We start from the raw sequence: 11,557 nt of genomic DNA on the forward strand, positions 1-11,557 counted from the left end.
AAACCGCTGCACACTTTTGCGCGACATGCTTTAGAGGCGGGGAAGGGCGCTTTGCGAGAGCCTTGCTTCTTGTCAAGGTTTGCGGATGACGAAGCGGTGACCGCTTTCGGTCCTTTCGCTCATCACCAGCTCGTAGCCATCCTGGTGGCAGAAGTGGGGAATATCTATCCCGGCCAGTGGATCGGTTGTTTCCAGCGTAAGGCAAGCCCCTGAAGCGAGCCCAGCCATCTTCTTGCGTGTCTTGAGAACCGGCAGCGGGCATTTCAGCCCGCGCAGATCGTAGAGTTCGCCTGAACTCACCGGGATTACCAGAGCTTCCAGAAGGGCTTCTTGCTCTCGTCCGCTGGCGCCGAGGCTGGCTGCGGCGCAGCATAGGCAAGCGGATTCTGAGCCGGAACCGGAACACCGTTCACCACCTGGCCAGAGGCGGAATTGGATGCCATTTGCGCCTGTGTGGAAGCGCCGGGGCGCTTCATGTCATTCGGGGTTGCCATGGCGGTTGCCACCGACATGTTGGCACGGTTGACGGGTGCCGTCGCGGCAACGGTTGTGGCGGTCACACGCCCCTGCCTTGCGGCTGCGCCGCCAGGTGCAGCGGAGGCCAGCATTGTTCCGGCGGGCTTGGCTTTTTCAAGCCGCGCTGCCATCAGGGCATCGAATTCTTCCTGCTTCACAAGCTTGCCCGCCGCCAGCGAGGTGCCGGTTGGCGCATAGGCCAGATCCTTGCCCTTGCGCTTGCTGGCAACGATTGCCTTGCGTTCAGCCTCGGTTGGCTCGTACCAGACCATGCCGTCCAGCTTCTCGAGAGCCTTGGCATAGGCCAGATCATATTGCTTCTCATAGGCGCTGAGTGCGGCCGTGAGGGCCGGTGGCGTGGAGGAAGGCGGGCATGCCGCACCCGGTCCGGGCGCCTGTGTCTGCTGGTTGAAGACGTATTTCCTCTCGCACACACCGACTTCCGGCGGACGCTTGGTGACTTCGAAATTATCGTAGCCAACCTTGAGCATTTTCCAGAAGTCGTAATGCTCGCTGGTGCGGTGACGCGCCATGTTTTCCGCTGTCATGCGGAAGGGAAAGGCCTGAAGCTGGATGGAGGACTGCCCGCCCTTGAAGGCATCACGCGCAAAGGCATAGATCTCGAGGATCTGCTCATCCGTCATGGAATAGCAGCCGGATGAGGAGCACGCGCCATGGATCATCAGGTTCGATCCGGTGCGGCCATTCGCGGCGTCATAGCGGTTCGGGAAGCCTGTATTGATGGCCAGATAGTATTTCGAATTCGGATTGAGATGCGCAGGCGTGAGGTTATAGAAACCTTCCGGTGCCTGACGGTCGCCTTCCTTCACCTTCGGACCAAGCTTGCCGGACCAGGCGCAGATATCGTAATCGGCGATCTTGTCGAAGCGATTATCCGCCTTCGCCTTCCAGATCTCCATCTTGCCTTCTTCCTTGAAGACACGGATCATGATCGGCGAATTGCGCGGCATGTTTTTTTTCTGCATCTCCGCGACGATGCGCGACGGCAGAGGCTGTTCCACCTTGTTCTTGACCTTTGAAAGGTCAACAGCGGTGTCAATGGTATCGTTGCAGCCGGTCAGCGCGGTTGCCATCAGCAGGATGTAAGCGACGTGTTTCAAGCGCATCGGTACGGTTCACGTATAATCGAGCAACGGTGCAGGCTTATCCTGCATAGCCATTTTATCTGCGATAATAAAGCGGTAAGGTTTACATTCTCTTAACCGCTTGCGCCTGAAGCGCGACTTCCGAATAGCCAGATCCTGGGCTTTTCGCTGGCCGATCGTCCCTTTCGGGCCACCGGCCAGCGCCATAACATCAGAGATTGCGGCCGATGGCGAGAAATTTCTCGCGACGGACCTTGCGAACCTCGTCGGGGGAGAGCTTGCTCAGCTCTGCAATGGCGGCGTTGATCACGTTGCCAGTCGCGTCGATGGCGGCTTCCGGATCGCGATGCGCGCCGCCGAGCGGTTCCGGAATGATGTCATCGATGACGCCGAGCGCCTTGAGATCCTGCGCCGTGATCTTCATGGCGGTGGCTGCCTCGCGCGAGCGCGTCGCGTCGCGCCAGAGGATCGATGCGGCACCTTCCGGCGAGATGACCGAATAGATCGCATGCTCAAGCATGTAGACCTTGTTGGCTGCCGCAATGGCAATGGCGCCACCGGAGCCGCCTTCGCCGATCACCACGGAAACCATGGGCACCTTGAGGCCGAGGCACATTTCGGTGGAACGCGCGATGGCTTCCGCCTGGCCGCGCTCTTCAGCGCCGACGCCCGGATAGGCGCCTGCCGTATCGACAAGCGAAATGACCGGCAGACCGAAGCGATCCGCCATCTCCATGATGCGGATGGCCTTGCGATAGCCTTCAGGGCGAGGGCTGCCGAAATTGTGCTTGATGCGGGATTTTGTGTCGTTACCCTTTTCCTGGCCAAGAACCGCAACCGGCTGGCCACGAAAACGTGCCAGGCCCGCCTGAATGGCTGCATCTTCACCAAAGGAACGGTCGCCGGCCAGCGGCGTAAATTCCGTAAAGAGGCGCTTGGCGTAATCGAGGAAGTGCGGACGGCGGGCTGTGCGGGCCACCATCGTCTTCTGCGCGGGGGTCAGTTTTGAGTAAACTTCGCGCGTGGCTTCCTGCAGCCTGCTCTCCAGACGCTGTATCTCGTCTGAGGTATCGATGCTCTCATCCTCCGAGGCGAGTTTCTTCAACTCGTGGATCTTTGCCTCCAGGTCGGAGATGGGCTTTTCGAAGTCGAGATCGTTATGCATGAGCTCCGTTTCCGATCGTTAGGCGGCCGTGCCGCGCTCCGCCCGGGCTCTAATCGGGGTTTTTCTGAGTTTTGGCAAGGGGGTGATGTGTTTCCACCACTTCCCGCAGCCTTTCTTCAAGCACATGTGTGTAGATCTGTGTCGTCGATATGTCGGAATGGCCAAGCAATTCCTGCACCACGCGAAGGTCTGCGCCATTCTGCAACAGGTGGCTGGCAAAGGCGTGGCGCAGCACGTGCGGCGAAATGGCGGCAGTGCGAATTCCGGCACGTGCGGCAAGGCCCTTGAGGTCGCGTGCAAACACCTGCCGTGGCAGGAAGCCTTCCCGACCGCCCGAGGGAAAAAGCCAGGGACTGTCCGGTTCTCCCGCCCGGACCGCGGCTGCACGGGCATCGGCGTAATCGGCAAGCGCGCTCACTGCCGCGCGTGACAGCGGCACCAGCCTTTCCTTGTTGCCCTTGCCGCGAATGATGAGAAAGCGCCCTTCCTGATCGAGAACCTTGGCCGGAAGGGAGACCAGTTCGCTGACGCGCATGCCGGTCGCATAGAGCAGTTCCATCAACGCCAGCATTCGCAGGCGCATATAGCGGCCTCTGCCTTCTTCCTTCGCCTCGTCCTGAGCGCGCTGCAGAAGTCTGGAAACATCCGCCTCCGTCAGCGTTTTCGGCAGGCTCTGGCGTTTCTTCGGCGCATCCAGAATGGAGGAGGGATCATCGGTTCTGATCCCTTCCGCATAGAGAAACTTGTAGAACTGGCGCATGGCGGAAAGCCGCCGGGCTTGTGAGGATGCTGCAAAACCCTTTGCGGCGAGGTGCCCGAGATAGGCCGCAAGATCTGTGCTCGTCGCGCTGATAAGGGTCGCTTTCCTCTCGCGCAGATAAGCCGAAAGATCGTCCAGGTCCCGCTCGTAGGAGGCCAGCGTATTGGCCGCGGAACCGCGTTCAGCGCTCATCATTTCCAGGAATGCTTCCACATGGGCGTGGGACATGTCGCTCATGGGCTGGACGGCGGTGGCGGGTTGAGGCGCTCGGAGGGAATACGAACCGTAATGTCGCGTTCACGCGGTTCCACCAGCAGCACCAGTGCGGAGAGGCCCCCATAGATCATTCCGGCGATGACGGCGAGAATGAACAGGAAGCGGAATAGGGTTGGCATGTCTCGCTCCGATTCGACCTTGGCCTCTTTATGAGGAATGCGGCTGACAAGCGCAAGAAGCGGGAATGTATGCTTTTGGAAGCGCTTTTGCTTGACGCTGGTCGGTCATTTGTCGATAGGGTTCTCAGCATAGACTGCGAGAGGGCCATGCCGAATTCCATGACTGATCTTTTGAAGTCTCCGCCGGCAAGAACACCGCTGGCTGAGCAGGCACGTCTCGCCATCGGGCGGCGTAATCTCGTTTTTGTCGGTCTCATGGGGGCGGGAAAGTCCGTGATCGGTCGCATGGTCGCCCAGCAATTGTCTCTGCCTTTCATGGACACGGATGCCGAGATCGAGCGTGTTTCCCGCATGACGATTTCCGAATTGTTTGCCAGTTACGGTGAAGTGGAGTTCCGTGCGCTTGAAACGCGGGTGATGGAGCGTTTGTTGAAGGGCGGGCCGCGGGTCATCTCCACGGGCGGCGGTGCCTTCATCAACGAGCGCACCCGCGCCGCCATCAAGCGCGATGGTGTTTCCGTCTGGCTTCGGGCCGATCTCGAAGTTCTCTGGGAGCGCGTCTGCCGCCGCGAACACCGGCCGCTGCTGAAGACGGAAAATCCCAAGCAGACGCTGGAAAACCTGATGAACCAGCGTTACCCGATTTATGCGGAAGCTGATTTGACTGTGGAATCCCGCGATGTGCGCAAGGAAACGGTGACAGCCGAGGTTCTGGCTGCCATCGCAGCAATGGCCGAGGGGCAGGAAAAGTGAAATCGACAATTTCTCGTGACAATGAACGCCTTGTCCATGTTCCCCTGGGCGACCGCGCCTATGATATCCTGATCGGGCCTGACCTGATTGCCCATGCAGGCGGAGAAATTACCTCTCGTCTGAAGGTGCGCAAAGCCGCGATCATCACGGACGAGAATGTTGCACCGCTTTATCTTGACCGTCTTGTCGACAGCCTGCAGACCGACGGTGTCGAAACCGTTTCGCTGACGCTTCCCGCCGGCGAAAAGACAAAGAGCCTTGAGCATCTGACAACCGTTTGCGATCTGGCACTTTCGGCACGAATCGAGCGCAACGATGCGATCATCGCACTGGGGGGCGGCGTGATCGGTGATCTGGCGGGCTTTGCCGCCGGTATCGTTCGTCGCGGCGTGCGTTTTGTGCAGATGCCGACCAGCCTGCTTTCCCAGGTGGATTCCTCCGTCGGTGGCAAGACCGGCATCAATACCCGGCATGGCAAGAACCTGCTGGGTGTGTTCCACCAGCCCGATCTCGTTCTGGCCGATACCAGCGCGCTCGATACGCTGAGCGAGCGGGAGTTTCGCGCCGGTTACGCCGAAGTGGCAAAATACGGATTGATTGATCGTCCCGATTTCTTCGAATGGCTGGAGAAGAACTGGGCAGAGGTTTTTGCCGGTGGTCCCGCGCGTGCCGAGGCAATCGCCCTCAGTTGCCAGGCCAAGGCCGATGTGGTTGTTGAAGACGAGCGCGAGACCGGGCGCCGCGCGTTGCTCAATCTCGGCCACACCTTCGGCCATGCGCTTGAGGCTGCCACGCATTATGACAGCCGCCGTCTGGTGCATGGCGAAGGTGTCGCCATCGGCATGGTTCTGGCGCATCGTTTCTCCGCACGGCTCAATCTGGCCAGCCCGGACGATGCTACACGTGTCGAGGCACATCTGAAGGCGGTAGGGCTTCCGACCAGGATCTCCGATATTCCGGGCGATATGCCCTCGACGGAGGTGCTGATGGATGCCATTGCGCAAGACAAGAAGGTAAAAAGCGGCAAGCTGACCTTCATCCTGACGCGCGGCATCGGGCAAAGCTTCGTGGCCAACGATGTTGCAACGTCTGAGGTTCAGACGTTCCTCTCGCAAAACTTGGCTTGAGACCTTATTTTAGTTACCAGCGGGTCGGCTCGCCCGGTGCCGCTGGTTCCACCGCCAGAGCATGCAATCCGGCATCCAGTTCCGGCTTCAGGAGATCGTTGACCAGACGGTGCCTTTGAAGCCGGGTGAGGCCGGAAAAGCGAGCTGAGACGACGCGCACCCGCATGTGAGATTCTTCCTGACCTGTTATGCCGGGTTGATGCCCTGCATGGTGATGGCTCTCGTCGATCACCTCCAGCCGTTCCGGCGTGAGGTGCTCGCGGAGTGTGGCTTCAATGCGGGAGCGGACAGTCATGATCGTGAACTTTCTTTCGTGAAAGGGGAGCCCAGAAAGCAGCAAGAAACCGCTTTGTCAATTCTTGTCCTGCCTCTGCCGGCACCCCATAATGTGGCTAGATGAAACTCGATTCCAAATATTTCGACCGCATCCGGACGCGCCGGAAACGTGAGCAGGAGGCGCCCCCGCAGGCGCCGACCTGCCAGTGGGACGGGTGCGACAGGCCGGGTGTGCATCGCGCACCCGTTGGCCGCAATGCCGAGGGCCAGTTCTTCCTGTTCTGTTTTGAACATGTGAAGGATTACAACAAGGGCTACAATTATTTCTCCGGCCTCTCTGACAGCGAGATTGCCCGCTATCAGAAGGAAGCCATTACCGGGCATCGCCCGACCTGGACCATTGGTGTCAATAAGTCGGCGAAGCAGTCGCCGCTGCATTCAACCTCGCGCTCTGGTTCTGCCGCAAGCTTCAACCGGGTCAAGGATCCGTTCGGATTCGTTCGAGAAGGGCAGGGTGCGGCCGGCGGTGCAGCGCAGCCAATGCGCAAAGTTAAGACGCTTGAAGCGAAAGCTTTCGACACAATGGGCTTGACTGCGAGTGCAACCGCAGCAGAAATCAAGAGCCGCTACAAGGAACTGGTCAAGAAGCACCATCCGGACGCGAATGGCGGCGATCGCGGATCGGAAGAACGATTTAGGGCTGTGATACAAGCCTACCAATTGTTAAAGCAGTCAGGTTTCTGCTAAGCCGTTCTGGTGCAAGGCAACATGGCAGTGAGGATTGCGACCGGACCGGGACGCGGTTTGGCGTGGAGTGGTGATGAGCAAAATCGATCTTGATATTTCCAACCTTCCGGACACAACCGTCTCTGTACGTGATGTTTTCGGCATCGACACGGATCTGAAGGTCCCCGCCTACAGCAATGGCGACCCCTATGTGCCGGAGCTGGACCCGGACTATCTGTTTGACCGCGACACGACACTGGCAATTCTTGCCGGTTTCGCGCACAACCGCCGCGTCATGGTGTCCGGTTATCACGGCACGGGTAAGTCAACCCATATCGAGCAGGTTGCAGCGCGCCTGAACTGGCCTTGCGTTCGCGTGAACCTCGATAGCCATGTCAGCCGTATCGATCTTGTCGGTAAGGACGCTATCGTCCTGAAGGACGGCAAGCAGGTGACCGAATTCAAGGATGGCATTCTGCCCTGGGCTTACCAGCACAATGTGGCTCTGGTTTTCGACGAATATGATGCAGGTCGCCCGGACGTGATGTTCGTGATCCAGCGCGTTCTCGAAAGCTCAGGCCGCCTGACGCTTCTCGACCAGAGCCGCGTGATCCGTCCTCACCCCGCCTTCCGCCTGTTTGCAACCGCCAACACGGTTGGCCTTGGCGATACCACCGGCCTTTATCACGGCACGCAGCAGATCAACCAGGCGCAGATGGACCGTTGGTCTATCGTGACGACATTGAATTATCTGCCGCATGACAAGGAAGTCGATATCGTTGCTGCAAAGGTGAAGAGCTTCGGCGCAACATCTGAAGGTCGCGAAATCGTTTCCAAGATGGTTCGCGTGGCCGATATGACGCGCGCTGCCTTCATGAATGGCGATCTTTCGACCGTCATGAGCCCGCGTACCGTGATCACCTGGGCGGAAAATGCGGCGATCTTCGGCGATGTCGCCTTCGCCTTCCGCATCACCTTCCTCAACAAATGCGATGAACTTGAACGGACGCTGGTGGCTGAGCAATATCAGCGCGCCTTCGGTGTGGAACTGAAGGAAAGTGCCGCGAACATCGTTCTGGGTGCATGAGGCTGGCAATCAGGGCAAGCACTGGCAGGCAAGCAAGGTAGAAAAACATGGCAGGCCGCGGCGATAATTCCCAGGCGAAAAGTGGTGGTGCGGTGGATACCGAGCCGCTACGCCGCGCTATAACCGGATGCGTTCGCTCCATCGCCGGAAACGGCGAGGTGGAGGTTTCCTTCGCCAATGAACGCCCGGGCATGGCGGGGGAACGCATTCGCCTGCCGGAAATTTCCAAGCGTCCGACGGCCCACGAGCTGGCCGTGACGCGCGGGCTTGGCGATTCCATGGCGCTGCGCATTGCCTGCCATGATACCAATGTCCATGCCGCTATGTCGCCGCAGGGGACGGATGCGCGGGTTGTTTTCGATGCCGTCGAACAGGCGCGTGTGGAATCGCTCGGCTCTCTGCGCATGTCCGGCGTGGCTGCCAATATCAGCAGCATGAATGCGGAAAAATACGCCAAGGCCAATTTTTCCGGCGTTCAGCGGCAGGAAGACGCGCCCATCGGTGAGGCCATGGCCATGCTGGTGCGCGAAAAGCTGACGGGCGCAGCTCCTCCGGCCAGTGCCGGCAAGGTTCTGGACCTGTGGCGTCCCTTCTTCGATGAAAAGATTGGCGGCGATCTGGATAACCTCAAGACGGTGATCGAGGATCAGCAGGCCTTCGGCAAGCTCGTACGCCATATGCTGTCCTCCATGCAGATGGCGGAAGATTACGGCGACGAGGAAAACGAGCCGGAAGAAGCCGAGAACGAGAACGACGACGAGCAGCCGCGCAGCAACGAGACCGAGAACGAAGAGGTCGAGGAAGACGCCGGCTCCGATGCCGCTCCCGCGGAAGAAAGCCAGGCTGCCGAGGAGCAGCTGGACGAAGGCGAAATGGATGGGGCCGAAATCTCCGACGACGATATGTCGGATGACGAGGATGACCAGTCCGAGACGCCGGGCGAAACGCGCCGCCCCAACCTGCCCTTCGACGATTTCAACGAGAAGGTGGATTACAACATCTTCACGCAGGCTTTCGATGAAGAAATCACGGCGGAAGAGCTTTGCGACGAGGCAGAACTCGACCGTCTGCGGGCCTTCCTCGACAAGCAGCTCTCCCATCTCCAGGGAGCCGTGGGGCGTTTGGCAAACCGGCTACAACGCCGCCTGATGGCGCAGCAGAACCGTTCCTGGGAATTCGATCTCGAGGAAGGGTATCTGGACCCTGCGCGTCTGGTGCGCCTGGTTATTGACCCCATGCAGCCGCTTTCCTTCAAGCGCGAGCGCGACACGCAGTTCCGCGATACCGTCGTCTCTCTGGTCATCGATAATTCCGGTTCCATGCGCGGAAGGCCGATCACGGTTGCCGCGACCTGCGCCGATATTCTGGCAAGGACGCTGGAGCGCTGCGGCGTGAAGGTGGAAATTCTCGGCTTCACCACCAAGGCGTGGAAGGGTGGCCAGAGCCGTGAACAGTGGCTTGCCAGCGGCAAGCCGCCCATGCCGGGTCGTCTGAACGATCTCAGGCACATCATCTACAAGTCTGCCGACGCCCCGTGGCGCCGGGCGCGCCGCAACCTCGGCCTGATGATGCGGGAAGGTCTGCTGAAGGAAAACATCGACGGTGAGGCGCTCATGTGGGCGCATAACCGCCTGATCGGTCGTCCGGAGCAGCGCAAGATCATGATGATGATTTCCGATGGTGCGCCGGTCGACGATTCGACGCTTTCGGTCAATCCGGGCAATTATCTGGAACGGCATCTGCGGGCGGTGATCGAGCAGATCGAGACGAAATCGCCGGTGGAGCTTCTGGCGATCGGTATCGGGCATGATGTCACGCGCTATTATCAGCGTGCCGTCACCATCGTCGATGCGGATGAGCTGGCAGGCGCGATGACGGAGCAATTGGCATCGCTTTTCGATGAAAACACGGGCAAGGGCCGTATGCGTCGTGCGGGCTGATTGGTCCGCATGAGTGCCAGAACCTGCCTTTTCCGCTTCAGTATTGCGCTCGCGCTGTGTGGCGCATGGCTTCCGGCTATTTCGGCCGAGCCCAGCATTCCTGCGCCTGTCGAGGTGCTGCCGATCCATTCTTTCAAGCCTGGCTCAACCGAGAGCCGCTTCGGTTCGCTGGAATTTGTCGGCGGGCTGGAATTCACCTCAAGGGAAGCGCTTGTCGGTTCGATTTCCAGCCTTCGTATGCGCGCCGATGGACGGCGCTTCCTGTCTGTTCTGGATACGGGCCATTGGCTGACGGGCGAGATCGAGAGAGACGATCAGGGTCGCCCCATTACTCTGCGGGATCTGAGGATTTCGCCGATGCGCGATGCATCTGGAGACATGCCGCGGTGGAAAGGTGCGATTGATGCCGAGGGTGTGGCTCTGCGGCACGGGCAGGTGCTTGTCAGTTTTGAGCGGCTTCATCGGGTTGATGTGTATCCCGATCCAGGCTTTGAGGCAGCCAGGCCCATTGCAGGCCTGAATATTCTGATCCCCAAAGACGAATTGCGCGGCAATGGCGGTTTGGAGACGGTTGTGGTTTCCCCGGAAACAAGCCCGCTCAAGGGAGGCGCTCTTACCATTGCGGAAAGGAGCGTGGATCAGAATGGGAATCTCTACGCTGCCATTCTCGATGGTCCGTTCAAGGGTCAGTTCAAGGTGCGCAAAAGCGATCCTTGGGATGTGACCGATGGTGCTTTCCTGGCCAATGGAGATCTGCTTCTCCTGGAGCGTCGGTTCAGCTTCCTGTCCGGCCTGGGCATGCGCATACGGCGGATCGAAGCGGCCTCCATCAAGCCAGACGCGATCCTCGATGGTCCGGTCCTGATCGAGGCGGACGGAAGCTTCCAGATCGACAATATGGAAGGCATAGACGTGGTTGCGGGTGCGGATGGCTCTGAGCATATTCTGCTCGTTTCGGACGATAACCATTCCATCCTCCAGCGGAACCTCATGCTGGAGTTCCGGTTGGCGGACTGAACAGGTTCAGACGCGGAAGTGATCCATGAGAATTCATATAACCGGCGCCAGCGGCTCCGGTACCACCACCCTTGGCAAGGCTCTGCATCTTGCGCTGCATATCCCGCACTTCGATAGCGATGACTTCTTCTGGAAGCCGACCAATCCTCCCTTTCAGGAGCGGCGAGAGGTGGCGGAACGCATTGCATTGCTGCAACAAAGGGCCAAGCCAGATGAAAGCTGGATACTCTCCGGTTCCGCGCTCAAATGGGGTGAGTTCCTTGAGCCTTATTATGATCTCATCGTCTTTCTGACGCTGGACCCCGAGATGCGCATGGAAAGAATTCGGCAGAGAGAGGCGATGCGCTATGGCGATCGCATCCTGCCCGGTGGGGACATGGCTGAAACCAGTGCAGAATTTATCGCCTGGGCAGCCGCCTATGACACCGCAGGGCCGCAGCAGCGCAGCCGCGCCCTGCATGAGGCGTGGCTTTCCAGCCAGAAGACACCGATACTCCGGCTGGATAGCGCGGCTCCTGTCGAGGAGCTTTTAACCCAGGTTCTGGCTCATCCTGCCATTGCCGCCGGTGCCTGACCTTAGAGCGTTTTCGTATCTCACAGAAACACGACAACGTTTGTCTTATGATTTTCGTGCTTCTCCATGAGATAAAGAAGCGCCGGCTTGGGTTGCAGCCCCATGCCGGCGATGG

13 protein-coding genes are annotated in these 11,557 nt (G+C 59.2%); 7 read left to right on the forward strand and 6 right to left on the reverse strand.

Annotation, left to right across the window (positions count from 1 at the left end; translation table 11 throughout):
- Positions 1-72: 72 nt before the first annotated feature.
- The 5 genes from ACFSE1_RS13445 to ACFSE1_RS13465 form a co-directional block, all read right to left on the reverse strand.
- Positions 73-300, reverse strand: coding sequence for a sulfurtransferase TusA family protein (locus tag ACFSE1_RS13445; RefSeq protein WP_377402152.1), 228 nt, complete (start codon positions 298-300; stop codon positions 73-75).
- A gap of 5 nt (positions 301-305) precedes the next feature.
- Positions 306-1,643 (reverse strand): L,D-transpeptidase family protein, encoded by a 1,338-nt coding sequence (locus tag ACFSE1_RS13450; protein WP_377402155.1) that lies wholly within the window; start codon positions 1,641-1,643, stop codon positions 306-308.
- 190 nt (positions 1,644-1,833) lie between these two features.
- Positions 1,834-2,787 carry an acetyl-CoA carboxylase carboxyltransferase subunit alpha gene (locus ACFSE1_RS13455; RefSeq protein WP_377402158.1) on the reverse strand — a complete coding sequence of 318 codons (954 nt, stop codon included), beginning with the start codon at positions 2,785-2,787 and terminating at the stop codon, positions 1,834-1,836.
- A gap of 49 nt (positions 2,788-2,836) precedes the next feature.
- Positions 2,837-3,784, reverse strand: coding sequence for a site-specific tyrosine recombinase XerD (gene xerD, locus ACFSE1_RS13460; protein WP_377402161.1), 948 nt, complete (start codon positions 3,782-3,784; stop codon positions 2,837-2,839).
- A complete protein-coding gene (locus tag ACFSE1_RS13465; RefSeq protein ID WP_377402164.1) occupies positions 3,781-3,942 on the reverse strand; it encodes a hypothetical protein in 162 nt (53 codons plus the stop codon). Before ACFSE1_RS13465 ends, xerD begins: the two co-directional genes overlap by 4 nt.
- Before the next feature lie 159 nt (positions 3,943-4,101).
- Between ACFSE1_RS13465 and ACFSE1_RS13470 the strand changes: the two genes are divergently transcribed.
- Together ACFSE1_RS13470 and aroB are read left to right on the forward strand one after the other, a co-directional pair.
- On the forward strand, positions 4,102-4,695 hold the full coding sequence (locus ACFSE1_RS13470) for a shikimate kinase (RefSeq protein WP_377402167.1): 594 nt from the start codon (positions 4,102-4,104) through the stop codon (positions 4,693-4,695).
- Positions 4,692-5,822 (forward strand): 3-dehydroquinate synthase, encoded by a 1,131-nt coding sequence (gene aroB / locus ACFSE1_RS13475; RefSeq protein ID WP_377402170.1) that lies wholly within the window; start codon positions 4,692-4,694, stop codon positions 5,820-5,822. The genes ACFSE1_RS13470 and aroB overlap by 4 nt, the downstream gene beginning before the upstream one ends.
- A gap of 13 nt (positions 5,823-5,835) precedes the next feature.
- Here aroB and ACFSE1_RS13480 read toward each other — a convergent pair whose 3' ends face one another.
- Positions 5,836-6,117 carry a BolA family protein gene (locus tag ACFSE1_RS13480; RefSeq protein ID WP_377402173.1) on the reverse strand — a complete coding sequence of 94 codons (282 nt, stop codon included), beginning with the start codon at positions 6,115-6,117 and terminating at the stop codon, positions 5,836-5,838.
- 101 nt (positions 6,118-6,218) lie between these two features.
- Between ACFSE1_RS13480 and ACFSE1_RS13485 the strand changes: the two genes are divergently transcribed.
- The 5 genes from ACFSE1_RS13485 to ACFSE1_RS13505 all read left to right on the forward strand — a co-directional run bounded on the left by ACFSE1_RS13485 (position 6,219) and on the right by ACFSE1_RS13505 (position 11,442).
- Positions 6,219-6,845 (forward strand): J domain-containing protein, encoded by a 627-nt coding sequence (locus ACFSE1_RS13485; protein WP_377402176.1) that lies wholly within the window; start codon positions 6,219-6,221, stop codon positions 6,843-6,845.
- Between the two features lie 73 nt (positions 6,846-6,918).
- Positions 6,919-7,911 carry a cobaltochelatase subunit CobS gene (gene cobS, locus ACFSE1_RS13490; RefSeq protein WP_377402179.1) on the forward strand — a complete coding sequence of 331 codons (993 nt, stop codon included), beginning with the start codon at positions 6,919-6,921 and terminating at the stop codon, positions 7,909-7,911.
- A 47-nt stretch (positions 7,912-7,958) separates the two neighbouring features.
- Positions 7,959-9,851, forward strand: a complete 1,893-nt coding sequence (gene cobT, locus ACFSE1_RS13495) for a cobaltochelatase subunit CobT (RefSeq protein WP_377402182.1) — start codon at positions 7,959-7,961, stop codon at positions 9,849-9,851.
- A gap of 9 nt (positions 9,852-9,860) precedes the next feature.
- Positions 9,861-10,868: an esterase-like activity of phytase family protein gene (locus tag ACFSE1_RS13500; RefSeq protein WP_377402185.1), complete on the forward strand. Its 1,008-nt coding sequence runs from the start codon at positions 9,861-9,863 to the stop codon at positions 10,866-10,868.
- 25 nt (positions 10,869-10,893) lie between these two features.
- Complete coding sequence (locus tag ACFSE1_RS13505) at positions 10,894-11,442, forward strand: ATP-binding protein (RefSeq protein ID WP_377402188.1); 549 nt, start codon at positions 10,894-10,896, stop codon at positions 11,440-11,442.
- Positions 11,443-11,557 lie beyond the last annotated feature (115 nt).

It is taken from the genome of Affinirhizobium helianthi (assembly GCF_042680945.1).
GTDB lineage: Bacteria > Pseudomonadota > Alphaproteobacteria > Rhizobiales > Rhizobiaceae > Neorhizobium > Neorhizobium helianthi.

Excerpts from the sequence above, each read along its gene's own strand:
- xerD (WP_377402161.1), bottom strand. The coding sequence starts at position 3,784 with ATGAGCGACATGTCCCACGCCCATGTGGAAGCATTCCTGGAAATGATG.
- ACFSE1_RS13455 (WP_377402158.1), bottom strand. The coding sequence starts at position 2,787 with ATGCATAACGATCTCGACTTCGAAAAGCCCATCTCCGACCTGGAGGCA.
- ACFSE1_RS13480 (WP_377402173.1), bottom strand. The coding sequence starts at position 6,117 with ATGACTGTCCGCTCCCGCATTGAAGCCACACTCCGCGAGCACCTCACG.
- ACFSE1_RS13470 (WP_377402167.1), top strand. The coding sequence starts at position 4,102 with ATGACTGATCTTTTGAAGTCTCCGCCGGCAAGAACACCGCTGGCTGAG.
- ACFSE1_RS13505 (WP_377402188.1), top strand. The coding sequence starts at position 10,894 with ATGAGAATTCATATAACCGGCGCCAGCGGCTCCGGTACCACCACCCTT.
- cobS (WP_377402179.1), top strand. The coding sequence starts at position 6,919 with ATGAGCAAAATCGATCTTGATATTTCCAACCTTCCGGACACAACCGTC.
- cobT (WP_377402182.1), top strand. The coding sequence starts at position 7,959 with ATGGCAGGCCGCGGCGATAATTCCCAGGCGAAAAGTGGTGGTGCGGTG.
- ACFSE1_RS13500 (WP_377402185.1), top strand. The coding sequence starts at position 9,861 with ATGAGTGCCAGAACCTGCCTTTTCCGCTTCAGTATTGCGCTCGCGCTG.
- ACFSE1_RS13465 (WP_377402164.1), bottom strand. The coding sequence starts at position 3,942 with ATGCCAACCCTATTCCGCTTCCTGTTCATTCTCGCCGTCATCGCCGGA.
- ACFSE1_RS13450 (WP_377402155.1), bottom strand. The coding sequence starts at position 1,643 with ATGCGCTTGAAACACGTCGCTTACATCCTGCTGATGGCAACCGCGCTG.
- ACFSE1_RS13485 (WP_377402176.1), top strand. The coding sequence starts at position 6,219 with ATGAAACTCGATTCCAAATATTTCGACCGCATCCGGACGCGCCGGAAA.